Genomic DNA, 25,106 nt, shown 5'->3' on the forward strand with positions numbered 1-25,106 from the left:
GCTTTCGCGTTCCCCGCGGAATCCATGCGCCCTGAATGGTTGATCAGGACTGGAACTGCTTGTAGTTATCCTGGGTAACCTTTACATAGGGGATCCAAACATATTTTCCGTCGGTTACGTCATAACCGATGTTTTCTTTGGTAATCGGTTTATTCTGCGCAGCTGCAACTGCAATGTTGACCGTTGCTTTGCCTTGGTTTTCCGCATCGTTCAGCACAGTGCCGAGCAGCGAGCCTTCCGCCATGGCAGCCAGTGCAGGGGCCGTAGCGTCAACGCCGACAACCGGGATAAACTTGGACTTGTCGCCCTTGTTGTAGCCCTTCGCTTTCAGTGCTTCGATTGCGCCGAGTGCCATATCGTCGTTGTTGGCCAGAACGGCTTCAATCTTGTCAAGGCCCTGGGAAGCGATGAAGTTGTTCATCAGGTCGGTTGCCTTAACCTTATCCCAGTAAGCGGTGTCGGCCGCCAGTTTTTCCGTTGCGAAGCCAGCCTTTTCAATGGCCTCTACCGAATACTTGGAACGCAGGGTAGCATCCTGATGGCCAGGTTCGCCCTGCAGCATGACATACTGGATTTTGCCGTCGCCGTTCTTATCGGCAGATTTGTTCGCCTTGAAGTAATCGGCAATGATTTCACCGGACATGGTGCCGGACTCTTCTGCCTTCGCGCCGACATACCATATCTTGTCATAGCTCTTCATAACCTCGGCTTCCGGTTCACGGTTCAGGAACACAATCGGAAGCGACTTGGCTTTTGCTTTTTCTACGAGCGGAGCTGCTGCGGTGCGGTCAACCGGGTTGACGGCCAGCGCATTTACGCCCTTGGTAATGAAGGTGTCGACCTGTTCGTTCTGGGTCGGCTGTTTGTTCTGCGAATCCTGGATGTCCGTCTTCGCGCCGAGTGTTTTGGCCTGTTCGGTCATATTGTTGCGCACGCCGGTCATGAAGGTATCGTCGAACTTGTAGATGCAGACGCCGACCGTGATGTCAGACGCTGCTGCAGCGGATTCTGATCCTGCTGCGGACGCGTTGCTCGCCGCCGAAGAAGCGTTTGAAGCGTTGGAGCAGCCTGCTGCTGTGGCCATCATAGCCGCTGCCAGAAGTAATGCAACCATTTTCTTCATGAAAAAATCCTCCCTGCTTTCTGATTGTTTTTCTTTTCAAATCTGCCGGCCAAACCATCGCGAAACGAATTATGGTATTATTGCACAAATTCGATTCGCATTGCCGGTTTCTATTGGAGATTATAGCGTTATTATGCATCACAATCCATATAAAATTCTTTTATGTTTCTCTAAATTTATTAACTTTATGAAGATAAAGTGATATGGAAAAGGCACGTGGATTCGCCTTGTACCGGACTTAAAAACACGTTATAATGAAAAAAAGTCTGAACCCGTATCAATGAAAAGCGAACAGAATCTATAAAAGGAAGGACGGTTTTCCATGAAAAAGAGTCTGCAAGATGAAATTTCAGCCCTGTTTGAATCCGTACCGGGAAAAACAGGATTCTATTATAAAAACCTCAGCACCGGCGAAACGCTGAGCCGGAACCCCGAATTGCCGCTGATGGCCGCCAGCGTGATTAAAATCCCCGTTTTAACAGAGGTATTTGCACGCATGGAAGCAGGGGAAGCGAACCCCGAGGAAACGTATGTGATCCGCGAGGAGGATAAACTGCCTTCCTGCGGGGCACTGAATTACATGCACACCGGGCTGCAGGTCACCCTGCGGGATTTGTACACTCTGATGATCATTCTAAGCGACAACACCGCAACCAACATCCTACTGAAAAAATTCGGCATGGAAGCCGTCAATCAGCGGATGCGCCAGCTCGGCCTGACGGTCACCACGGTGAACCGCCTGCTGTTCGATTCTGCCGCCGCGGCACAGGGGAAAGAAAACTACATTTCCGCCGGGGAAATCGGTTTGCTGCTGGAGCAGATGGCGCGCGGCACGCTGATTTCCAAGCGCGCATCCGAGGAAATGATCCAGATTTTGAAAAATCAGCGTCTGAACGGAAAAATGCCGTTCTATTTTACCGGTGAAGTTAAAATCGCACACAAAACCGGGGAAGACGACGGCATTACGCACGATGTAGGCATTGTGTTTGCACCCCAGCCGTTCGTGGTCTGCTTCTGCTCCAACGAAACCGACGTTCCCGCTTTTGAGCGGGTCATTCAGAAAACTACAAAACTACTGTACGACGATCAGGTTTCGCAGGGAACCCATTAAGAAAACACTCACAGCCACGGAATCATTGCTTCAACCAGGAAAGGATACACAATATGACAACTACACTGATTAAAAACGGCACGGTCGTCGACCCGGCTAATAAAGTTCACACCAGACTCAACCTGATGATTTACGACGGGAAAATCGCCCTGTGCACCCGTGAAGAGCCCGCAGCGGACCGTGTGATTGACGCGCAGGGGAAAATCGTAGCCCCCGGTTTTATTGACGTGCACATGCACGAAGGCGGTCGAAACGAGGATCAATCGCTGGACACAAGCATGTTCCTGGCGGAACTGAGCATGGGCGTTACAACCGCTTTGGGCGGGAACTGCGGGAACAACGCATTTGTGTCCGCTGCACAGTACTTAGATTACGTTGACCGAATCGGAATCCCGATTAACCTCGGCCTGTTTGTCGGCCATACCGATGCGCGCCAGCGTGCCGGCGGTGTTAACAAATACGGCCCGATTGATGGCGAAACAACCCGGCGGATGCTCCACAATCTGGAAGAGGAACTCGCCGCGGGCTGCATTGGGGTTTCATTCGGAATCAAATACACCCCTGGAACCACCTTCAATGAATTGCTGGAAGTAGGCTCCCTGTGCAAACGGATGGGCAAACCCATCAGCGCACACATCCGGGAGGACGCGGCCGGGGCAGTGGACGCCGTACGCGAAATCGCGGAAATTGCCCGTCTGCTCGGGATTCAGGCGCAGGTGTCGCACATCGGCAGCATGGCCGGGTACGGCCAAATGGAGGAAGCCCTTGGCCTGCTGGATGAATACCGCATGAACGGGGTGAACCTTGGCGTCGACTGTTACCCGTACGACGCATTCAGCACGGAAATCGGGGAAACCACATACGACGAGGGCTGGTTGGAACACTACCACACCACCTATGAAAGCATTGAGCTGTGCGACGGACCGTATAAAGGCCGCCGCTGCACGGAGGAGCTTTTCCACAAACTTCGGCGGGAGGCACCGGGCACCATTACGGTCTGCCATGTAATGATTCCGCAGGAAGTGGAACTTGCCCTGACCCACCCCAGCGTAATGGTCGTAACCGACGGGTTCCTGCACAACGGGCAGGGGCATCCGCGTGCCGCCGGAACCTTCCCGCGCTTCCTTCGGCAGTATTTCCGCTCCGGAAAGATAACCCTGGACGAAGCCATTGCTAAAATCTCCAGCCGTCCGGCGGAGCGGTTCCGGCTAGCCGGGAAAGGACACCTTAACGTGGGCGCCGACGCCGATATTGTCATTTTTGACCCGGACACCATTGCCGAAGCCTCCACTTACGACAACCCCGTACGCCCCCCGATTGGAATCGATGCCGTGCTCATTGGCGGCGAAACCGCGCTGTGGAACGGTCAGGTGGAAAACGGAACGCTCGGGCGCGCGCTCCGTTTTCGGTAAAATTTCGTAACATTTTGTAACATCCAGAAAGATTTGGTAACAAAATCGTAATGAATTTTTTTTACGATAATCCGTCATTTCTTGGCTTTAATTTCTTTACAACCAGTAGATATAATGTTATAATCAAATGCAAATGCTGTAATTCTTGAATTTTTCATTTAATAATATTGCATAAGTAAGAAAAAGTGGGTTGGCTTATGAGAATCCAAAAAATCGAAATTGACGAAATTTTCGTGCCGCTTGCAACGCCGTTTAAAACCGCGCTGCGCACGGTGGAAAACATAGAGGACGTGGTGGTGCGGATTACCGCAGACACCGGCGAGGTCGGCTATGGGGAAGCACCGCCCACCGCGGTTATTACTGGCGACACAAAGGATTCCATCATCGGCGCAATCCGCGATTACATAAGCCCGGCGATTCTGGGCATGGAAATTGAAAATCTGGACGGCATTATGCAGCGTCTGCACGGGTGCATTCAAAAGAACACCAGTGCAAAAGCCTGCGTGGACATGGCAATTTACGACCTGTATGGAAAACGGTACAACGCCCCCCTGTATCAGCTTTTGGGCGGAGCCCGCAGGGAGCTGGAAACCGACCTGACCATCAGCGTAAACCCGATTGACGAAATGGTAAGGGACAGTCTGGACGCCGTCCGGCGCGGCTACCGAATTTTGAAGACCAAAGTCGGCAAGGAAGGCGTGCGCGATATAGAACGGATTGCCGCAATCCGCGAGGCAGTCGGGAAAGACGTAAAAATCCGGGTAGATGCGAACCAGGGCTGGACGGCAAAAGAAGCGATCCGGATTCTGACCGCTATGGAAGACCGCGGGTTGGACATCGAGCTGTGCGAGCAGCCGGTCAAAGCACATGACCTGGACGGAATGCATGCCGTGACCTGTGCGGTTTCCACCCCGATTCTGGCGGACGAAAGCGTGTTTTCGGCGGAGGATGCAGTTGAGATCATCCGCACACACGCGGCCGACCTGATCAATATTAAGCTGATGAAAACCGGCGGCATCTATGGCGCGCTGAAAATCTGCGCGATTGCCGAAACCTATGGCGTGGAATGCATGGTGGGCTGCATGCTGGAAAGCAAGTTGGCCGTTACGGCGGGAGCACACCTGGCGGCGGCGAAGGGGATTGTAACACGCATCGATCTGGACGGCCCCTCCCTGTGCAAAACTGACCCGTTTGAGGGTGGTCCGGATTTTCTGGAAAACCGCATCGTTATGAACGGCCTCCCCGGGCTTGGAATCCAGACCGTTCCGGCGTTTCATGGCGGCACGCATGTAAAATGCGAAAAATGAATCGATAATTTACTTTTAGTTTTTATGTGATCGATTACGTTCTGAATTCATTCCATGGCAGAAAGGCCGGTGTGAAGCGCCGCCCTTTGATCCATAGACAGAACAGAATCAAGAGAAAGAGGATGAACTTATGAAAAAGCTGTTATCCCTGCTCCTGTGCGCTGCCATGCTGCTCGGCACCCTGACAGGCTGCGGCAAAAAGGCTTCTCAGTCATCAGAAACCTTCCGCTGGCTTTATTCCAGCGAACTGACCACACTGAACTACCTGACCACCGGCAACCAGAACGAGCAGTGGGTTGCGGCAAACTGCGTGGATGGCCTGGTGGAGTACGACAAATACGGCGTTGTGCAGCCCGGCCTGGCGGAAAAATGGGAAACCAGTGCCGACCAGCTGACCTGGACGTTCCACCTGCGCAAGGGAGTAAAATGGGTGGATTATCAGGGCAATGAAGTCGCGGAAGTCAAAGCGCAGGACTTCGTCGACGCGGCACAGTACCTGCTGAACCCCGACAATAAATCCGAAACCGTTAACGCGTTTTACAGCGTGGTGGCGAACGCAGAGGACTACTTCAACAAGAAAATCACCGACTTTTCCAAAGTCGGCGTAAAGGCGACTGATGATTACACCCTGGTCTACACCTTAAAACAGCCGACCTCCTACTTCCTCTCTATGCTGGTTTATGTGTGCTTTTTGCCGGCCAACGGGGACTTTCTGAAGGAAAAGGGCGCTAACTTCGGCACCGACAACACCAACCTGCTTTACAACGGCGCTTACATTCTGAGCACGTTTGAGCCCCAGAAGGAGCACGTTTACAAAAAGAACAACGCCTACTGGGATAAGGATAAGGTCTATATCACCAGCATTAAAGAAACTTATAATAAAGAAATGGCCACCCTTGCGCCGGAAATGTATAAGCGCGGGGAAATTGACCAGGCGTACCTTTCCGCTGATATTCTGGACGACTGGATGAAGAACGACGACACCAAGAATCTGGTTGCCCCCAGCCGCAATAGCTTCTACTCGTATTTCTACGCCTTTAACTTCGACCCGAAGTTCGACGCACAGTATGAGCCGGAAAACTGGAAAAAGGCTGTAAACAATGAAAATTTCCGCAAATCCATCTTCTACGGTCTGGACCGCGTAAAGGCAATCTCCGTCGCGGAACCGAACCATCCGGAACAGCAGCTTTTGAACACCATTACACCACCCGACTTCGTCAACCTGAAGGGAACGGATTACACCCAAATTGGTGACCTGAAGGCGATTTCCTCCAGGGATTCCTTCCAGGCCGACAAGGCGAAGCAGTACGCCGAGAAGGCGAAAGCCGAGCTGAAAGCAGCGGGTGCGACTTTCCCGATTAAGATTTTGACTCCTTACAATCCTTCCACAACCAACTGGGATAAGGAAACGCAGGTAGTGGAACAGCAGCTGGAAAACCTACTCGGCAAGGATTACATTGACATTATCCCCGAAGCCGGCCCGGCCACAGGCTTCCTTTCCGCGGTACGCCGCTCCGGCAAATACGCACTGATGAAGTGCAACTGGGGCCCGGATTACGCCGACCCGCAGACCTTCACCGACCCGTTCCAACCGAACGGCGGCACCTATAACTGGCCGGAAAAGGTGGAAGGTTACACCGACGCGGACGGCAACAAGACCTACACCAACCTGTACAACGCCGCCATTCAGCAAACCACCGATGTTGCCGCGCGCTACAACGCGTTTGCCAAGGCGGAAGCATTCCTTATTAACAATGCGTTTATCATTCCCTATGGGTTGAACAACAACGGCTATCAGGTAAACAAACTAAATGTTTTTGAGGCACAGTATTCGCCGTTCGGGGTTTCCACCCTGCGCTGGAAGGGTCAGCACATTATGCAGAAGCCAATGAGCGCGGAAGAATTCTACGCGGCAGAAAAGCAGTGGCGCACCGAGCGCAGCGCAGCGCTTGCCAAAGCAGGCCAGTAAAATTTCTTCCCGAAACGATAGGAAGGGAACCCCGGTAAAGTTCCGTAGCACCCCGTAACGGTGCTTTGCTGTTTTGCCGGTGTATCCTTTCCGTAGCTACCCGCACGAATCATGACTCCGCCAGTGCGGAGTCATGATTCCTATTTTATTCCAAGTACCACTGGATATCTTTGCTGCCTAAACCCTGATTTTCCGAAATAACGGCAGAAGATACGAATCCACCCTGTTGCAGGATTGATTCGTATCGTTTGCAAAAAGGAGCATTGACATGTTAAAATACACCGCGAAACGGCTGCTCCAATCGCTCGTCACGCTCTTCATCATTGCGACCATTGTTTTTTCGCTGATGAGGCTGATGCCGATTGAAGGCTATTTCCAGAACTTTGATAAGCTGGACCAAAACCAGATTCAGGCTGCCCTGAAAAGCATGGGGCTTTTAGATCCGCTTCCGGTTCAGCTGAAAAACTTTTATATTCAGATTCTGCACGGTGATTTCGGCAAATCCTTGATTTTCCGCCCCAATGTTCCCTGTTTGGAAATCATTGGCGACAAAGCGCCCGTTTCCATTTTGATGGGACTTGCCAGCATAGCCATTGCGCTGGTGCTCGGCCTGCCGCTCGGCATTGCCATGGCCCGCGGGAAAAGCAAGTTCTGGGATAAATTCGGTACCGCATTCATCGTGTTTATTACGGCCGTTCCTGCGGCGGTTTATTACCTGCTGATACAGCTTTACTGCACCGACTGGTTTGGGGTGCCCATTCTGTTCAGCACCGACGACCCCTCCAGTTGGATTCTTCCCACCGTTTCGCTGGCTCTGCCGAACATCGCCTATTACGCCATGTGGCTGCGGCGGTACATGGTGGATGAGCTGAACAAGGATTACATAAAGCTAGCGCGCGCCAAAGGCGTCAGCAGCAAAAACATTATGAAGAACCATGTGTTCCGCAACGCATTCGTGCCAATGGTGCAGTACCTGCCTACCTCCATTCTGTATACCGTAGCGGGCTCCATTTACATTGAATCGCTGTACTCCGTGCCCGGCATGGGCGGCCTTTTGGTCAACGTGATTCAGCGGCAGGACAACAACATGGTGCAGGCACTTGTCCTGATTTACTCCGCAGTGGGCATTGTGGGCCTCCTGCTCGGCGACCTGCTGATGCGCGCTATGGATCCACGCATCAGTTTCACCAAGGAAGGGAGAGCACGCTGATGGCACTAAGGCATAAAAAAACAGCTGCCGTAGAGCAAAGCATCAATCAGTCGTTTGAAAATATGACGGACGACGAGCTGTTCTCCTTCGCCGGATTCGATGAAAAAGCGGCGGAAAAAACCGGATACTCCAATTACTCTTACTGGCGTTCCACCGTTCAGGTATTCTTTAAGAATAAAACTGCGGTCACACTGCTGATTTTAATCGGCGTAATTCTCATCTTCACGTTCATTCAGCCGCTGCTGCCCGGGCAGCATTCCGCAACCCAGATTTTCAACGATGCAAACGGCATGCAGCTGCGCAACAAAACCCCGAATGCAGAGTTCTGGTTCGGCACCAACTCCATTGGGCAGGATTTGTGGAGCCGCGTTTGGAGCGGCACCCGTACCTCGCTGCTCATCGGCTTTGCCGTGGCGCTGACCGAAGCGCTGCTGGGCATTTTGATGGGCGTGCTGTGGGGCTATGTGCGCAGGCTGGACCGCTTGTTCACCGAAATTTACAATGTGCTGGACAACATTCCCCAGACCATTGTTCTAATTCTGTTTTCGTATATTCTGCGCCCCAGCGTTTCCACACTGGTCATTGCCATGTGCCTGACCGGCTGGCTGGACATGGCGCGCTTTATCCGCAACCAGATTGTCATCATCCGTGATCGGGACTACAACCTTGCTTCCCGCTGCTTGGGCACTCCCACGCGGCGCGTGATTTTCCGCAATCTGCTTCCATACCTGGTTTCCGTCATTATGATGCGCATGGCGCTCGCAATTCCGGCCGCCATTGGCAACGAGGTGTTCCTGACCTACATCGGGCTTGGCCTGCCGGTCAGCATCCCCTCGCTGGGCAACCTGATTAACGACGGCCGCGTGCTGATGACCTCGGAAGCACTCCGTTACCAGCTGTTCTTCCCGGCCATTGTGCTTTCTTTTGTCACCATTTCGTTCTACATCATCGGCAACGCGTTCGCGGACGCATCCGACCCGAAAAACCATGTTTAAGGAGGGGGCTGGGAATATGGAACCGAACATCATTCTTTCCGTCAAAGACTTGGAAGTCAAGTTCAGCCTCCGTGGAAAAACGCTGAACGCCATCCGCGGCGTTTCGCTCGACCTGTTTGAAGGGGAAAGCCTTGCGATTGTCGGGGAATCCGGCTCGGGCAAATCGGTTTTTGTCAAAACCTTTATGGGGCTGTTGGACGCAAACGGCACCATTACCGGCGGCTCCATTTCATACAACGGGCAGGACCTGGCCAAATTTAAGACGGAAAAAGAATGGCTGACCGTGCGCGGCAGGGAAATCGCCATGGTTTTGCAGGACCCCATGACCAGCCTGAATCCGCTGAAAACCATTGGATACCAAATCTGCGAAGCCATTGAGCTGCATCAAAACCTGCATGGCCCCGCGGCGAAAGAAACCGCCATTCAAATTCTGGAGGATGTAGGTATTAGCGACCCCGAGCGCCGCATGAAGCAGTATCCACACGAATTTTCCGGCGGAATGCGGCAGCGCGTGGTTATCGCCATTGCGGTGGCCTGCCGCCCGAAAATTCTAATTTGCGACGAACCCACCACCGCGCTCGACGTAACCATTCAAGCGCAAATTCTCTCATTGTTAAAACAGCTGAAAGACAAATATCATTTAACGACCGTATACATCACCCATGACCTTGGCGTGGTGGCCGGCGTGGCCGACCGCGTAGCGGTTATGTACGCGGGCGATATTGTGGAAATCGGCACCTGTGAAGAGGTATTTTACTCCCCGCGCCACCCGTACACCTGGGCGCTGCTTTCTTCCCTGCCGCAGCTCGGCACCAAGGGGGAGGAACTGTTTTCTATTCCCGGAACGCCGCCAAACCTGTTTGCCGAAATTCGGGGCGACGCGTTTGCGCCCCGCAACCCCTATGCACTGAAAATCGATTATGTAAAGCGCCCGCCTTACTTTACTGTAAGCCCCACTCACAAGGCGCGCACCTGGCTGTTAGACCCGCGTGCACCGAAGGTAGACCCGCCGGAAGTCATCGGAAAATTACGCAAAGGAGGCTTCGGCAGTGTCTGAATCAACCAATCGGGAGCCTCTGCTTGAGGTACGCAACCTGAAAGTAACATTCGGCAGCAAACGGCATCCGTTTCCCGCCGTAAACGACGTCAGCTTTGATATTTACCCGGGCGAAACGTTCGGCCTGGTGGGGGAATCCGGTTCCGGGAAAACCACTATCGGCCGTGCCATCATCCGCATTAATCCGGTTTCCAGCGGAGAAATCCGCTATAAGGGGCAGACCATCAGTGGGAAAATTTCAAGGGAATTAGACCGCGAGCTAACCCGCAAAATTCAAATGATTTTCCAGGACCCTATGGCCAGCCTGAATGAACGCGCCAAGGTTTCCTACATTGTGTCCGAAGGATTGAACAACTGTGGGCACCTGAGCGAAGCAGAGCGGATGCGGGCCGTGGAAAAAGCACTGAGTGATGTGGGCCTGCTGCCCGAATTCGCCAGCCGATTCCCGCATGAATTTTCCGGCGGGCAGCGCCAGCGCATCGGCATTGCGCGCGCACTGATTATGCAGCCGGAATTCATTATAGCAGATGAACCCATCAGCGCACTGGACGTTTCCATCCGTGCACAAGTGCTGAACCTGCTTTCCCGCCTGCAGAAAGAACGCGGGCTTACCTATTTGTTCATCGCGCATGACCTTTCCGTGGTACGTTTTATTTCCGACCGAATTGCGGTCATCCACAAGGGCGTAATTGTGGAGCTGGCCGAAACCGAGCAGCTTTTCGCGCACCCGCTGCATCCTTACACCCGCGCGCTGCTTTCCGCCATCCCCATGCCTGATCCATCGATCGAGAAGAAAAAACAACTGATTGTTTACGACCCAGGCCAGCACGATTATTCGAAAGAAAAGCCGGTCTGGTGTGAAATAGAGCCTGGCCATTTTGTCCTAGCGAACCAGCCGGAGCTGGAAGAGTACCGCCGGCAGCTGGAGGAGAAACCGCAAAAATAGCAGCTTTTCCCTACTAGCTGTGCACCATTACCGCAGGATGAGTGGCTGTACAAAAAATACGAAAATAAAGAGATACACCTCTGTTGAGAGGCGGATGGAGGTTTTTTATGCTGAAACCAAAACCACTGTTTCCGGGCGCCCGCGTTGCGCTTGTTGCGCCTGCCGGCCCGGTTCCGCCGGAGCGTTACGGCCCCGCCGTACGCGCGCTGGAGGAGCTGGAGCTGCGCCCCGTTGTATTTGAAAGCTGCCGCAGGTCGCACGGCTATTTTGCCGGAAGCGACGAGCTGCGCGCACGGGACATGAACGCCGCGTTCGCGGACCCCGAAATCGATGGAATTTTCTGCATCCGCGGGGGATATGGCGCACAGCGCCTTATGGGGATGCTGGACTACGACGTTATCCGCCGCAATCCCAAGTTCTTCGCGGGTTACAGCGACGTTACGGCACTGCATATCGCATTTAACCAGAAATGCGGGTTTATTACCTACCACACACCCATGCCCTCCACGGAACTGTATGCAGGCGTGGACGACTTCACTATGGCCAGCCTGAAAAAAGCATTGTTTGGTGAACCGTTTGGGGCGCTTCGGAATCCGGAAAACCTGCCGCTGACCACACTGGTGGGCGGCTGCGCCTGCGGAACTTTGACCGGCGGGAATCTGTCGCTGGTTGCTTCTTCGCTTGGCACCCCGTATGAAATTGACACCCGGGATAAAATTCTGTTCCTCGAAGATGTAGAGGAGGAACCTTACCACGTGGACCGGATGCTGCTTCAGCTGAAAGCAGCGGGAAAATTCCGCGACTGCGCCGGAATCCTGCTTGGCTGGTGGACGGACTGCACAGCAGAACACCCGGAAAAATCGCTCACCCTGCGGCAGGTGTTCCAAGAACTGCTGGTGGATGAACACAAGCCGGCGCTGATGGATCTGGCCTGCGGGCACAGCCTGCCGACCCTTTCGCTCCCGCTTGGCAGCAAACTGGAAATGAACTCCATTTCGGGCAAAATAACCGTATTGGACTGATGTTATGAATCATATGGAACTGCGTAACTACGCGGAAAATGAAATTCACGATTTGGACGGAAACGTGTCCCTGCTGGTGTATGACTTCACCCAGGACGACGCGCTGCTAGCGTTCGACGTGAACCGCAAACTGGTTTCCGCCAGCATGATTAAAACGCCAATTCTGATGGCAGCCCTGGAACAGGTGCGGCAGGGGAAGCTGTCGCTGGAGCAGCCCATTCCGGTTCCCTGTTCCGAGGTACTGGAAGACACCGAAGTGTTTAACTGCGGCCAAAAAAGCTGTCCGCTGGAAGAACTGCTGACCTGGATGATTATTAACAGCGACAACACCGCAACCAATATTCTGATTGAGCTGCTCGGTATGGACGCGCTGAACGAATACTTTCGTGAATTAGAACTGCGCTCCACCGTTCTGGAGCGGAAAATGCTCGACTGGGCTGCAATTCGGGCGGGGCGCAACAATTACACCAGCGCGAAAGACCAGCTTGCCGTGTTTTCCTCGCTGTACCACAAATCCGTGCTGACGCCGGAGCTTTGTGATCTTGCCCTAAACATTCTGAGCCGTCAGCGCGATTTCAGCATTGCGCTCCGTTACCTTTGCGCGCCGGAGCTTACCTTCGCACACAAAACGGGTGGACTGGACCACCTGAATCACGACGCGGGGATTTTTTCGATGCCCGGGCATGATTACTTTTTCGGCTGCTTCGTAACGGACGCCCTGAGCGACTCGGAAAAGAACCCGGTCGCCAAGCGGTTGATCGGCCGCCTGAGCAAGGCCGTTTACAACTACTACAAAAATTCTGACGAGAACAGGCAGGGAAGCTGATGAGAGTTGCACTGATTTCTTCTGTCATTGCCCCGCTGCGGGCGGAACCCAGGCCGGACGCGGAACTTGCGGATGAAGCGCTCTGCGGCATGAAGGTCGAGCTTCTGCAGCAGCAGGGGAATTGGTTTTTCGTGCGCACCCACTATCGATACGAAGGTTGGGTGGAACAGAACTGCCTCTGCTTGGACGAAGCGCTTATTAAGCAGTGGGAGCCATGCCAAAAGCAGGTAGTTTTACAGGCATATGTCGATGTTTTGGCAGAGCCAAAGGTACAGGGCAGCCTGATTGGCGAAGCAACCCGCGGTGCACTGCTGAGCCCCACGGGTGAAACAAAGGATGGCTGGAAGAAAGTCCGTTTTTGCGACGGGCGGGAAGGCTGGACCTGGGGCGCGTTTTTGGGGGAATACAAAACCGATTGGAATCCGTCGGATGAGGCCGCACTTCGCCGTGCATTGACGGATACCGCGCGCGCGTACCTTGGCACCCAGTACCGCTGGGGCGGTAAGACCCCGCTCGGCATTGACTGCAGTGGGCTTTGCTCCATGGCGTATCTTCTAAACGGAATCCTCATCTGCCGCGACGCACACCTGAAGCCGGAATTTCCCATGCACAAAATCCCAATGGAAAAGATGCAGGAAGGCGACCTGCTGTTTTTCCCGGGGCACGTCGCCATGTACCTGGGGAACCAGCAATACATTCATTCCACCGCAGGGAATAACTGCCACGGGGTGGTCATCAACAGTTTGGACCCAAACGCCCCCGACTATCGTGCAGACCTGCCGGAAAAAATTGAATACATCGGAAGTATCTTTTAAGGATATCAAAACAAGAAAACGCTCCGTCCCCCAAAGGGGGACGGAGCGTTTCGCGCGCTGGATGATCTATTAGGAGGACGATTTATCCGTTGCGCTTTTTTGCATTGCCGGAGTATAAAAGCTCCAGCGTTTTGGGGTCGGCAATCCCCGTTACCTCCATGCCGTTCAAAAGCTGAAAATCCTTAACCGCCTGTTCCGTGGCCTGCGCATAAAGGCCGCTCGGCTTCACAAACATATAGCCAAGTTCCAGCAAACGATTCTGCATTTTCAGCACATCGGCACCTTGGTCGTTCCGTTTCAAAGTCTGGTAGGTGGTAGAACCGGAGGAGGTGCTTTCTGGCGAAGAGGAAGTTGTTCCGGAAGAGGAAGAAGGATCACCAGAGCTGGAAGAGGTAGGTGCCGTGCCTTTCAGCAGTTCCGGGTAAACAATGCCCGCCATATAGCTGACAGCTTCCACCATTCCCCGACCCTGCAGCAGCATTTCGTTCGGGTCCATTTCATAGACTTTGCCTTCCTTCACAGCAGAAAGCTTGGCATATTCCGGGGAAGCGGCCAGTTTTGCCTTTAAGCCGGTGGGGCAGAAAATATATTTGGGATTTGCACGCAGCAAAGATTCAAAATCCATTTTGTTTCCGGTCCCGTCGGAGGCGGCGTTGACCAGACCCGCGGATTCAATCAGCTTTCCCTCCAGCGTGTCGCCGGTAGCCACCCCGCCGTTCAGGTCGTACAGGTAAGCCACGGTGGTTACTACGTTGGTCTCCGGAATAATGCGGCTGATATCATCGATAGTCAGGAAGATACTTTGGGAAATCTTCTTTCCACGCTCATAGCCTGTTTTGGCGCCCTTAAGCGCCGCACCCACCTGGGAATAAAGGCGGTCCAAATCCTCACGGCTGGTTGCGCGGTCGATTTTCAGCACGTTAATGCCTTCCTGTGCCATGGCCTTCAGCTGGTTTTCGGTTAGGAAACTGTCCGTCAAAACCAGATCGGCCCCCAGGCTTTTGATTTTTTTTGCATCGTCCGCAGTTACATTCGGCAGGACGGACAGGTCGCTCTGCGTGCAGTCCGCACTTTTTGCCTTGAGCATAATTTCATAATCCAAGGAGAGAATGACGTCGGCCAAGTTGGGGGAAAGTACCGCCACGCCGGTTGGCGGAGCGTTCAGGCTGACCGTGCCGATGGTAACAGGGTAATCCTGCTGCCCGGCACCGGAGGAAATATCGTTTTTGGGAGCGCACCCGGCGAAAATCGCCGCGGTCATGCATACGGCCAGAAACGCCGCCGTAAATTTTTTCAGCATATGTATGAATCCTTTCGCAGAGTTCCGTTGTTTTCTTCCGTCCTGACCGCCACGCTTTCGGTAAGAATCACTTTCCTTGCCGGAAGAGGAACGGTAGATCGTTTTGCAGAAAAATTCCGTGTTAAACTAATGACCTGCCGCTTTTCAAGCAGGCCTGCGCATGGTCGATAAACTGCCTTGCACAGCGCGGGGAACGGCCCGCGCGTTCCGTTGCCCACCGCTCGGCGGCCAGTTCCAGCTCATCGCGTGGAATATCCAGTTCCCGCTGGCGGGCCAGCTCATGCACAATTTCCAGATAATCGTTTTTATCCGGCAGGGTAAAGCGGATGGAAAGCCCGAAGCGGTCCGCAAGGGACAGGCTTTCCTGTATGGTATCTCCCCGGTGGAGCTCGTCACCCTCCCGGTCGGAGAACGTCTCCCGCACCAGGTGGCGGCGGTTAGAGGTCGCGTAAATCAGCGTATTGTCCGGCCGGGCGGCAAGGCCGCCCTCCAGAACCGCCTTCAGCGCGGCATAGGTATCATTTTGTTTAGAAAAGGAAAGATCATCGATAAAAATAATGAACTTCATGGGAATGCCCGCAATCTGGTCGACCAGAAGCGGGAAGTCCATCAGGGATTCCTTCGGCATTTCAATGACGCGCAGGCCCTTGGTGTAATATTCGTTCAATATGGCCTTGACCGTGGAAGATTTGCCCGTTCCCCGGTCCCCGTAAAGCAGGCAGTTATTCGCAGGCAGCCCCTGCAGGAACGCCAAGGTATTGTCGATTGCCATGCTGCGCGGAAGGTCGTACCCTTTCAGGTCCGCCAGCCGCGTTTTGTCCGGGTAAGCGACGGGTTCAATCTTCTGCCCGCGCCAGATAAACGCGCGGTAGCGGGCATACATGCCGCAGCCGTTGCTGCGGTAATACTCCGCCATTTTGGGAATGCAGTCCTTCAAATCCCCCTGCAGGGCCGCAACCGGCTCGCCGGTTTTCCAGCGTGGCAGGTCAAGCTGCCCCGCCTGCGCACCGAACGGGCTTTCCTCCAGCAGCATCTGCGGGGTGAGGGAAGACACCTCCAAAATAATTCGCAGATCGCGTTCCACCGCCTGCATCAGCGATTCCGGAAAGCACGTCTGCCCTGCGGCGGCCGCAAGGGAAAACGCGTTTTCATCAAACAGAGCGGTCCCGGTGATGCACCCCGCAAGGTTTTCGCAGTAACCACGCTCACACAGCACGGCGAAAAAGTTGCCCCAAGCGTTCAAGAATTCCTGCTCGGTTTCGGCCCACAGCAACCGGTACAGTGCCTTTGGGACCGTACGGTTCAGAATTCCCTTATATACGGAAAGTGACGCCAGCTTCCCGGCGGCATACTTGATTTGATTCATGGTATAATCCCCCGCAGCAGTTTGTCGGATCGGCCTATACTTAATAACATTGTACCCTTATGACAGTGATTATGTCAAGTTATGAGGAAAAATAGGCAGAGGAATTCTTTGGCGGAACGTTCCGCTTCCCGCTGTGCCGGCGGCATCCTCTGCACTTATCTCCTGCTCTTGTGCGTCTGCACTATCTGGTTAATAGCATCATACCATAATCCTTATTGTATGTCGATTCCGCCTTACATTCATGCCAACCTTGGTCTGCCGGAATGAGATCCCGACGGTTTTCCAAAAAAAGGCGCGGCAAAGGAAAATATCCCTTGCCGCGCCCTTGTTCCTCTGTTTCAGAACGGCACCATCCCCTTTGGGGGAGGCCAACTCTGGGTCGCGATCAGTCCTCCCGCCCTTCAAACCATTCCTGGGAAAGAGGAATTAACGTGTATTCCAGCAAATCCGTGATTCCGGTAATATCCTGATTCTGCATATAGAAATAAAGCCCGCGCACCATCGGCAGCAGTTGATCAAAATCAATTCTCGGGTCCTCGGAATTCTGGTCCAGCATCACTAGGGTTTCCAACTCTTCCATACTGCTTAAAAATTCCTTCATACCGGGGTCGTCTTCCCCCCGCCGGAAATGCTCCACTGCGTCGTGCAGATACTTTTGAAACCGTGCGTTGCGTTTCTTTATCAGGTTTGGTTCCGTCATTGTCCTGATCCCCTCCAACCGTCAATCTTCTCCCATCAAAAGCCAATCCTCTGCCAAATTGCGAAGTATATGTATGGCGGGCAATTCTCCCTTTCCCATCAACCGCGGAAAATGCCGGCCGATTTAGGGACATTCGCCAGTGCCGGCCGCGGAACAGAACTCGTTGTTCGAATTTTCGGCACAGGGAAGTGCACGGCAATAAAAAATCCAGATTCTACGGGTAAAACGCGGTGGAAAGAAGCGTAATTTCCCGTCTTTTCGCGTGTTCCCGTAAAATCTGGCGTCCCGTTTGAATCGGTTTCAATTCCGCGGCGGCATGTTCTGTTCTTGGTCTGTGCATTTTTGATCCCGTGCCCGGAGGCTCTCCTGCCTTTACTATATTAATATTCTGTTTCTGCGAAAATAGAAGCGCGGTTTCTCCGCAGGCTTTTCCATTTATACCGGATTTTTTATAGTCCCTGCACGGCGCATTGAGCCAACTGGGTAGATAGAACCGATGCGCCATAAAAATAAAGTGCCTCAAAGGAAAAACGATCCTTTGCGGCACTTTTTTAAATTTTTCAGTGAAACCGCCGGAACAACCGGCGATGGCCAATTTGCATCCTCTTCCATTAACTGCTGCCTAACACCTGCATGGCGGATTCTTCCGCAAACTGGCGGCTGTACAGTGTGTGATAGTATCCGCGCCGGCGAAGCAGTTCTTCGTGGCGGCCCTGCTCCACAATTTTTCCGTCTTTTACCACCAAAATCAGGTCGGCATGTCGGATGGTGGAAAGCCGGTGGGCAATCAGAAACGAGGTGCGGTCCTTCAGCAGATGCGAAATCGCCGCCTGAATCAACTGCTCTGTCTGCGTATCGATGGAGGAGGTTGCCTCGTCCAGCACGAAAATCCGAGGGTTGGCCAGCACGGCGCGCGCAAAGGAAATCAGCTGCTTCTCGCCGGTGGAAAGACGGTCGCCGCCCTCGCCCACACTGCTCTCATAGCCGTTTTCCAGCTTTTCCACCACGGTGTCCGCACTAACAGCCCGCGCCGCCTGCCGCACCTCCTCATCCGACGCCGTCAGCCGGCCGTAACGGATGTTTTCCATAACCGTGCCGGAAAACAGGTGCGGGTTCTGCAGCACATACCCGATGTTGCTGTGCAGCCAAAGCTGGCTGCGCTCCCGATAATCCTTGCCGTCAATCAGAATCTGCCCCGAGGTCGGCTCAAAAAAGCGGCAGGCAAGGTTAACCAGCGTACTCTTTCCCGCTCCGGTTTCCCCCACAATGGCCACCGTGGTACCCGCCGGAATGCTCAGATTAAAATTGCTGAGCACCTCTTCGTTGCCGTCCGGATACCGGAAGCTGACGTTCCGGAATTCAATGTCGCCCCGGATGGGCTCCCAGTTTTCCGGTTTGGGACGGAACACATCGCCGTATTTTTCCACCACCTCCGGCGAATCCACAATATCCGGCTCCTTTTCCAGCAAGCTGGTGACGCGTTCAATGTTGGTTTGAACGGAAATCATGTCCGAAAAGTTGCTGGCTAAATGCTGAATCGGTTCAAAAATTCCAACCGCGTAAGTGGTAAACGCAGAAAGCGTGCCCAGCAAAAGCATGTGGTCCAGCACCATGCTTCCGCCCCGTGCCAGAACGAACGCCGTGGCAATCGAGCTCATCAGCAGCACAAGCGATATGTAAACAGCGCTCAGCCGCGCGGCGCGGATGGAGGAAACGCGCATTTCCTGCGAAATCTGCGTGAAATCCTCATAGTTCTTATTTTCAATGACCAGTGTTTTGGACGTTTTCGCGCCCATAATGCCCTCGTTGAACGCGCCCGTAATGCGGGAGTTCATCTTTCGCACCCTGCGGTTCCAGCGCAGAATATGGTTCTGAAAGTAAAACGTGAGGATTGCAATAGCCGGAACCACCAGAATGACAATCAGCGCCAGCCGCACGTTCAGCATCAACATGGCGGCGAACACCCCCAACACATAGGCGGCCGACCACACAATGTCGAAAAAGTTCCACGCCACCAAACTGGAAATCCGGGAGGTGTCGCTCATTACCCGGGTGAGGATATAGCCCACCGGGGTCACGTTGTAATAGGAAAACGACAGCGTCTGCAAATGGACAAAGCACGCACGCTTGATGTCGCGCGCTGCGTTCATTTCCACCCGCATGGAACCCCTGGTAAACACAATGACACTGATGGTCTGCAGCGCAATAACGGCCACATAGGCTGCCGCAAACAAGCCAAGGCCCTGCGTCGTACGCGCCTGGATAAAATGATCAATGGCGTACCGCTGAAACAGCGGCAGCAAAATATCCATTGTGGCGCAAAACAGGTTGAGCACCAGAATCATCCACAGAGTCCGGCGGTATGGCTTGAGGTAGGGGAAGATCTTTTTCCAGATTTTCAGGTCAAACGACTTGCTGTATTCCTGTTCGTCATATCCCATCAGTCTGCCTCCTGTTCCAACAGCGACCGGTCGTCACTGCTCATTTGAATGTCATAAATCCGCTTGTAAATTCCGTCCCGGTGAATCAGTTCCTCGTGGGTGCCAAGCTCTGCAATCCGACCGTCATCCAACACCAGAATGCGGTCCGCCTGCATCAGCGTGGTAATCCGGTGGGAAATCAAAATCACGGTCGCCTTGCCCAGGTTTTCCTTGAGCGCAGCGCGAATCTGCGCATCGGTTTCGGAATCCACGGCGGAAAGGGAATCGTCGAACACCATAATGGGCGCCTGCTGCATCAGCATGCGGGCAATCGCCACACGCTGCTTCTGCCCGCCCGAAAGGGTCACGCCGCGCTCGCCCACAATGGTGTCGTACCCGTTGGCGAAATCGTCCACTGCATCGTCCACACAGGCAATCCGTGCAGCCTCGCGCACTTCTTCGCGGGAAGCACCGGGCCGGGTGGCACGGATGTTCTCCTCAATGGTGCGGGAAAACAGGAACGGCTCCTGCAGCACCATGCCGATGTTTTTGCGCAGCCAGGAACGCCGGATGCAGGAAATATCCACGCCTCCCACGGTAATGCTGCCGCATTCCGGAGGAAGGTCATACAAACGGTCCAGCAGGTGCATCAGCGTGGACTTTCCACTTCCCGTTCCGCCCAGAATCGCAAACGTGGTTCCGGCGGGAATGGTAAAATCAATATCCTTAAGAACCGGCTTCTGCCCCTCGTAGCAGTAGTTGATGTGATGAAACACGATATCCCCGTCCATGGGCGGCTCCAGGGCGCCGGGGGCGTCGTGCTCCTCCTCGGCATCCAAAATATCGCTGACACGGTCGATGGACACGCCCGCCTTGCTCATTTCGGACAAAATCCGCCCCAGGCCGCGCACCGGCCAGATAAGCGCGGAGTTGTACGACACAAACGCCAAAAATTCCCCAAGCGTCAGGCTGCCATTCACCGATTCCAGCACGCCGGCCACAATCACCGTCAGAATCTGCAGCCCGGTAATCAGATCGCCAATTCCCCAGTACGAGCTGAGCAGGCTGCCCAAACGGATCCACATGTTTGCGAAGCGGTTGTTCCGCTCGTCAAACCGGTCAATTTCAAACCGCTCGCGCCCAAACGCGCGCACCACGCGCACCCCGGTCAGGTTTTCCTGTACAGTGGAGGAAAGTTCGCCCTCCGCCTCGTCCGCCGCACGGAACCGTTTGGCGATTTTGGCGTAGAAAATCCCCGAATACGCCGCCACCACCGGAATAAACGCCAGCGCAATCAGCGAAATCTTCACATTCATGGAAAACATAATTGCCAAGTACAGTACCACCAGAAATACCGTGCGGAATACCTCCAGCATCTGGTTGCTTACAAAGTTACGGATGACATCCACATCAGAGGTGCAGCGCTGAATAATTTCGCCCGTCTGGTGCTGGTTATGCCATGCGTACGGAAGCTGCTGTATGTGACCAAAAAGCTGGTCGCGCAGGGACTTAACAAAAGTTTCGGAAACCTTTGCCAGCCCCACGCGGCTAATATAGCTGAAAATTCCGGACAGAACCGCCACGGCCAAAATTGCCGCGGCCGCTGCCAAAAGGCTGTTTGCCGGGTCTTCCTGTGCCTTTTGCACAGAAAAATACGGTGCCAGCCACTGCGGCAGACTGGCTGCCTGCCCGCCAATGACCGTATCAACCGCGTAGCGGATAATCTGCGGCGTAATGGCGTTAAACGCCGTGTTCAGCATCGAGAAAACCAACGCCACAGCGAAAAGCCATACGCTTCCCTTTAGGAAGCGCCAGATCAGCCCGGCTCCCTTGTTCTTGGTAGTTTGCCCCTTCATGTATTCATCCCTTTTCTGCATCATTGCTGTCATGCTCAAAACTCCGCCCTGCAACCCAAATCGGAACGGAAAAAAGTGCGGTACGCAAAAAAGCACCTCTGAACAAGTCAGAGGTGCTTTGCCCGCAGCTTTATGGAAGTGGATTTTTACGACACGGCATAAAAATCCATTCCGCAGAGGTCGGACAAAAAGACTTCTGACAGAATTGTATTGTTGTTAACACGGATCTCTACTGCAAAATTGTCATACTGTTTCATTCTTGCCCGACTCCTTTCTTACTTTAATCAAATGACAGTGTGTTCAGTATAAACCTGTATTTTTCCATTGTCAATAATAAATTGTTAAAAAATTCTATTTCTTTATAGAACTTCCAAGAATTCCATCCGTGCGGCAGAAGCATTCCTTTTATACCCGAAGGAAAGTCCCTTTCCACGGGGATGAGGCTACACAAAAAAGCGGGAAGCACTGGGCGTAAAGCCCATGCATCCCGCTTTTGAGTCTGAATTTAACCCTTGACCGCTCCGGCCACCATACCTTTGACAATATTCTTCTGGAAAATGAAGTAAATAATCAGCGCCGGAATGATGATTAAAATGGCACCCGCCATAATATTCTGCCACTCCATTTTATATTGGCCCATAAAGCCGTAGGCGGCAAGCTGTAGGGTTTTGCTGGATTCGCTGCTGCCGATGATAAGAAGCGGAAGCAGGAAATCGTTCCAAATCCACATGGCGTTCACCACAATAACGGACGCTGTCACAGGCTTAAGCATGGGGAAAATAATGCTGACAAACATGCGCAGGGGGGAGCAACCGTCCAGCATGGCGCACTCTTCCAGTTCCCGCGGAATGCTTTTCACAAATCCATGGTAAAGGAAGATGGAAAGGGGAGCGCCAAGGCCCCAGTAGATGATGCCTAATCCGTACAGATTGCCAATCAGCCCCATCTGCCGTGCAATCTTAACAAGGGTAATCATAAACGATTGGAACGGAATCATCATCGGCATAATGCAGAATAGAAACAGGATATAGCTGTACCTGGTTTTTACGCGGGACAACTTATACCCGGCCATCGAGCTGATGATGACAATGCCCACTACACCGATCACCGTAACAATCAGGGTATTTAAAAACGATTTCGGGTAATTCATGCTGGTGAAAACGCCCTCGAAGTTTTTCATCGAAAACGACTGCGGCACGGAAAGCACATTGGACATAATCTCGCTGTAAGACTTGAAGGAACCGAATACCATCAGCACCAACGGGGAAAGGTAGACCGCCAGAACCACGAGAAGAAAAATGAATATGAGTATGGAAGAGCTTTTCCGCTTTGTCATGCTTCTACCTCCCGTTCCTTAAAGACGGTTACCTGAAGAATGGTAATGACTGCAACCAGAATAAACAGGATAACGGACTTTGCGCTGCCGTAACCGTACTGGTTGCTGTTGAATGCCGTGTTGTAAATGTCGAGTGCGACCGAAGTTGTTGCAGAACCGGGGCCGCCGCCCGTCAACGTAAAGATCAGTTCGAACATTTTCAGCGAGCTTGCGATGGAATAGAACGTGCAGACCGTAAGGGACGGCACAATCAAGGGAAGAATGACGGAGAAAAAGCGGCGTACCTTTCCTGCACCGTCAATGGTTGCTGCTTCCAGCACATCGTCGGGGACGGACTGCAGGCCCGCAACATATATCAGCATATAGAACCCCAGCGCCTGCCAGACGGTTACCAGAACGGTACTGGCCACGGCCAGCTTGGGTTCGCCCAGCCAGCTCCAGCCGAACAGGGCTGCTCCCGTTGAACTGTAAATCGCCTCAAATGCACGGCTGAAGATAAATTTCCAAACAAATCCGATGATGATTAAACTAATGATATTAGGAATGTAAAACGCAGCCCGGAAAAGCCCTTTTGCAAAGACCTTTGACTGCTCCAAAATCACCGATAAAAACAGAGCCAAAACATTAATAAAGATTACGGCGAGCACCGCGTAAAGCAGTGTGTAAGCGATGGAATCAAGAAACGTGGAATCATTGGTAAACGCGCGAATGTAATTTTTGATTCCGATAAAGCTGGATCCTTTTTGAATTCCGTTCCATTTGCGGAACGAGTAATATATGCACATGAGAAAGGGAATTCCGACAAAAAGAAGAATGGCAATCGCGGCGGGCATGGTAAACCCTAAAAATTCCAGCACGTGCGAGGTTTTCTTTTTCAGCGCTTTATTCATTGACTGACCTCCCGGCATGTTCCTTGAAAAAGGAGGGGGCGGCGTACGCCCCCTCGTGAATATCCCGACAGCAAATTAGCTTTCCGCATTGTATGCGTCGACAAAGAGCTTCGTTAACGCGTCCTTGGTCTTCTGACGGTCTGCGGTTCCAGCAGCATAATTCTGGAAAGCAGTTCCAAACGGCTGTTCAATTCCATCCGGGCCGCTGAAAATCCACCACTGGCAGGCCTTGCCTTCGGTAACTGCCTGCGAGGTTTCTTTCGCAAGCTGCGTGTCCGGGGTCTGGGCGTTCTTCTGTGGCGAAATCTGCTTTACTACGCTGGGGATCCAGGACTTGCCGTAATCCGAGGTGGTCAGCCAATTGAGGAACGCAAGAACTTCCTGCAGGTTCTTGGAATCTTTTGCTACACGCATGGTCAAGTTGGAGTCCACGGCGATAACGGACCTTCCGTCTTTCCGGGGCGCTTCCAGGTAGCCCATGTCAATATCGCTGTTGACCTTGCGGATGGAATCTTCTTCCCAGGAGCCCTGATGGATCATGGCAACTTTTCCGTTTGCAAAATCGGAAACCTGCATGTCGGCTGTGGATTCCATCGGCTTGCTGCCGCTGTACTTCTTCACCAGGTCAATCAGGTCAAGCGCAAAATCCACCTGCGGCAGGTCGCCGAATTTCAGCTTCCCGCTCTTTACGTCTTCAAAGAGCTTGTTGTAATCCCCGTCGTATGCGTCGCTCATGGACGGATAGGTCATCTGGGGCATTACCCACCACTCTGCAAAACCGGAGCTGAACGGCTGGATGCCTTTTGCCGTCAGTTTTTCGCAGACCGCTTTATACTGGTCCAGCGTAGTCGGCAGCGTGGTAATTCCGGCCTTTTTGAACAACTCTTTGTTGTAAATGAAGGAGTGGGACTGTACCAAGAGCGGATAACCGGTGACTTTCCCGTCCAGCGTTACGGCTTTCAGGAACGCGGGATCGATGTTTTTCATAAAGTCTTCATTGGTGAGGTCGTATTCGTAATCGCTGTACACACGGTTGTCGTTGTATGCACTGGACATAAACAGGTCGGGAACATCGCCCGAATTCAGCTTGGATTTCAGTACCGTCTGATAATCGTTCTGAATAATCGTCATGTCAATGGTTACATTGGGTTTTGCCTTTTTGTATTCTGCCGCCATCGCCTTGTACTGATCCGTCAGTTCCGGGCTGTTCAGCATGAATTTCAGGGTAACCGGCTGAGTATTCTCAGAAGAAGCTGAAGCAGACGCTGTGTTGTCTGTGGAAGCAGCTGAACTGCCGGTATTGCTGCCCGCACAACCGGCCATGGTTCCGGTAAACAGAGCGGCGCACAAAGCCAGTGCTAAGAATTTTCTCATGTTTGATTCCTCCCAATCATAATTCACGTTTTATGAAGTCCATATTGCTTCACGTATTTATCATATCTTCC

General features: G+C 53.0%; 20 protein-coding genes. 11 read left to right on the forward strand and 9 right to left on the reverse strand.

Annotation, left to right across the window (positions count from 1 at the left end; all coding sequences use genetic code 11):
* Positions 1-43: 43 nt before the first annotated feature.
* Positions 44-1,123: a galactose ABC transporter substrate-binding protein gene (locus tag ACSVDI_RS00290; RefSeq protein ID WP_457943858.1), complete on the reverse strand. Its 1,080-nt coding sequence runs from the start codon at positions 1,121-1,123 to the stop codon at positions 44-46.
* A gap of 322 nt (positions 1,124-1,445) precedes the next feature.
* On the opposite strand from ACSVDI_RS00290, the gene ACSVDI_RS00295 reads away from it, so the two are divergent.
* The 11 genes from ACSVDI_RS00295 (at position 1,446) to ACSVDI_RS00345 (ending at position 13,793) form a co-directional block, all read left to right on the forward strand.
* Positions 1,446-2,234, forward strand: coding sequence for a serine hydrolase (locus ACSVDI_RS00295; RefSeq protein WP_457943860.1), 789 nt, complete (start codon positions 1,446-1,448; stop codon positions 2,232-2,234).
* Positions 2,235-2,287: 53 nt separating this feature from the next.
* Complete coding sequence (locus ACSVDI_RS00300; RefSeq protein ID WP_457943862.1) at positions 2,288-3,646, forward strand: amidohydrolase family protein; 1,359 nt, start codon at positions 2,288-2,290, stop codon at positions 3,644-3,646.
* A 197-nt stretch (positions 3,647-3,843) separates the two neighbouring features.
* On the forward strand, positions 3,844-4,953 hold the full coding sequence (locus tag ACSVDI_RS00305) for a dipeptide epimerase (protein WP_457943863.1): 1,110 nt from the start codon (positions 3,844-3,846) through the stop codon (positions 4,951-4,953).
* Between the two features lie 130 nt (positions 4,954-5,083).
* Entirely contained in the window at positions 5,084-6,922 is a 1,839-nt protein-coding gene (locus tag ACSVDI_RS00310) for an ABC transporter substrate-binding protein (protein ID WP_457943865.1), read from the forward strand.
* A gap of 268 nt (positions 6,923-7,190) precedes the next feature.
* Positions 7,191-8,132, forward strand: a complete 942-nt coding sequence (locus tag ACSVDI_RS00315) for an ABC transporter permease (protein WP_457943867.1) — start codon at positions 7,191-7,193, stop codon at positions 8,130-8,132.
* Complete coding sequence (locus ACSVDI_RS00320) at positions 8,132-9,127, forward strand: ABC transporter permease (RefSeq protein WP_457943869.1); 996 nt, start codon at positions 8,132-8,134, stop codon at positions 9,125-9,127. The genes ACSVDI_RS00315 and ACSVDI_RS00320 overlap by 1 nt, the downstream gene beginning before the upstream one ends.
* A 16-nt stretch (positions 9,128-9,143) precedes the next feature.
* Positions 9,144-10,184 (forward strand): ABC transporter ATP-binding protein, encoded by a 1,041-nt coding sequence (locus ACSVDI_RS00325; RefSeq protein WP_457943870.1) that lies wholly within the window; start codon positions 9,144-9,146, stop codon positions 10,182-10,184.
* Positions 10,177-11,130 carry an ABC transporter ATP-binding protein gene (locus ACSVDI_RS00330; protein ID WP_457943872.1) on the forward strand — a complete coding sequence of 318 codons (954 nt, stop codon included), beginning with the start codon at positions 10,177-10,179 and terminating at the stop codon, positions 11,128-11,130. Before ACSVDI_RS00325 ends, ACSVDI_RS00330 begins: the two co-directional genes overlap by 8 nt.
* 107 nt (positions 11,131-11,237) lie before the next feature.
* Positions 11,238-12,152 carry a S66 peptidase family protein gene (locus ACSVDI_RS00335; RefSeq protein ID WP_457943874.1) on the forward strand — a complete coding sequence of 305 codons (915 nt, stop codon included), beginning with the start codon at positions 11,238-11,240 and terminating at the stop codon, positions 12,150-12,152.
* A 4-nt stretch (positions 12,153-12,156) separates the two neighbouring features.
* On the forward strand, positions 12,157-12,978 hold the full coding sequence (locus tag ACSVDI_RS00340; protein WP_457943876.1) for a serine hydrolase: 822 nt from the start codon (positions 12,157-12,159) through the stop codon (positions 12,976-12,978).
* Positions 12,978-13,793, forward strand: coding sequence for a C40 family peptidase (locus tag ACSVDI_RS00345; RefSeq protein WP_457943878.1), 816 nt, complete (start codon positions 12,978-12,980; stop codon positions 13,791-13,793). Before ACSVDI_RS00340 ends, ACSVDI_RS00345 begins: the two co-directional genes overlap by 1 nt.
* An 82-nt stretch (positions 13,794-13,875) precedes the next feature.
* Here ACSVDI_RS00345 and ACSVDI_RS00350 read toward each other — a convergent pair whose 3' ends face one another.
* From ACSVDI_RS00350 to ACSVDI_RS00385, 8 genes are all read right to left on the reverse strand, one after another.
* Positions 13,876-15,093 (reverse strand): peptidoglycan-binding protein, encoded by a 1,218-nt coding sequence (locus ACSVDI_RS00350; RefSeq protein WP_457943879.1) that lies wholly within the window; start codon positions 15,091-15,093, stop codon positions 13,876-13,878.
* A 121-nt stretch (positions 15,094-15,214) separates the two neighbouring features.
* Positions 15,215-16,459: an ATP-binding protein gene (locus ACSVDI_RS00355; RefSeq protein WP_457943881.1), complete on the reverse strand. Its 1,245-nt coding sequence runs from the start codon at positions 16,457-16,459 to the stop codon at positions 15,215-15,217.
* 385 nt (positions 16,460-16,844) lie between these two features.
* The gene (locus ACSVDI_RS00360; protein WP_457943882.1) at positions 16,845-17,159 is read right to left on the reverse strand and encodes a hypothetical protein; all 315 of its coding nucleotides are present in this window, start codon (positions 17,157-17,159) and stop codon (positions 16,845-16,847) included.
* 611 nt (positions 17,160-17,770) lie between these two features.
* A complete protein-coding gene (locus tag ACSVDI_RS00365) occupies positions 17,771-19,600 on the reverse strand; it encodes an ABC transporter ATP-binding protein (RefSeq protein ID WP_457943884.1) in 1,830 nt (609 codons plus the stop codon).
* Complete coding sequence (locus tag ACSVDI_RS00370; RefSeq protein ID WP_457943886.1) at positions 19,600-21,468, reverse strand: ABC transporter ATP-binding protein; 1,869 nt, start codon at positions 21,466-21,468, stop codon at positions 19,600-19,602. The genes ACSVDI_RS00365 and ACSVDI_RS00370 overlap by 1 nt, the downstream gene beginning before the upstream one ends.
* Before the next feature lie 472 nt (positions 21,469-21,940).
* Positions 21,941-22,771: a carbohydrate ABC transporter permease gene (locus tag ACSVDI_RS00375; protein ID WP_457943888.1), complete on the reverse strand. Its 831-nt coding sequence runs from the start codon at positions 22,769-22,771 to the stop codon at positions 21,941-21,943.
* Positions 22,768-23,661 (reverse strand): carbohydrate ABC transporter permease, encoded by an 894-nt coding sequence (locus tag ACSVDI_RS00380; protein WP_457943889.1) that lies wholly within the window; start codon positions 23,659-23,661, stop codon positions 22,768-22,770. Before ACSVDI_RS00380 ends, ACSVDI_RS00375 begins: the two co-directional genes overlap by 4 nt.
* Positions 23,662-23,736: 75 nt before the next feature.
* The gene (locus ACSVDI_RS00385) at positions 23,737-25,035 is read right to left on the reverse strand and encodes an ABC transporter substrate-binding protein (protein ID WP_457943891.1); all 1,299 of its coding nucleotides are present in this window, start codon (positions 25,033-25,035) and stop codon (positions 23,737-23,739) included.
* Positions 25,036-25,106 lie beyond the last annotated feature (71 nt).

The organism is Caproiciproducens sp. LBM24188 (genome assembly GCF_054130445.1).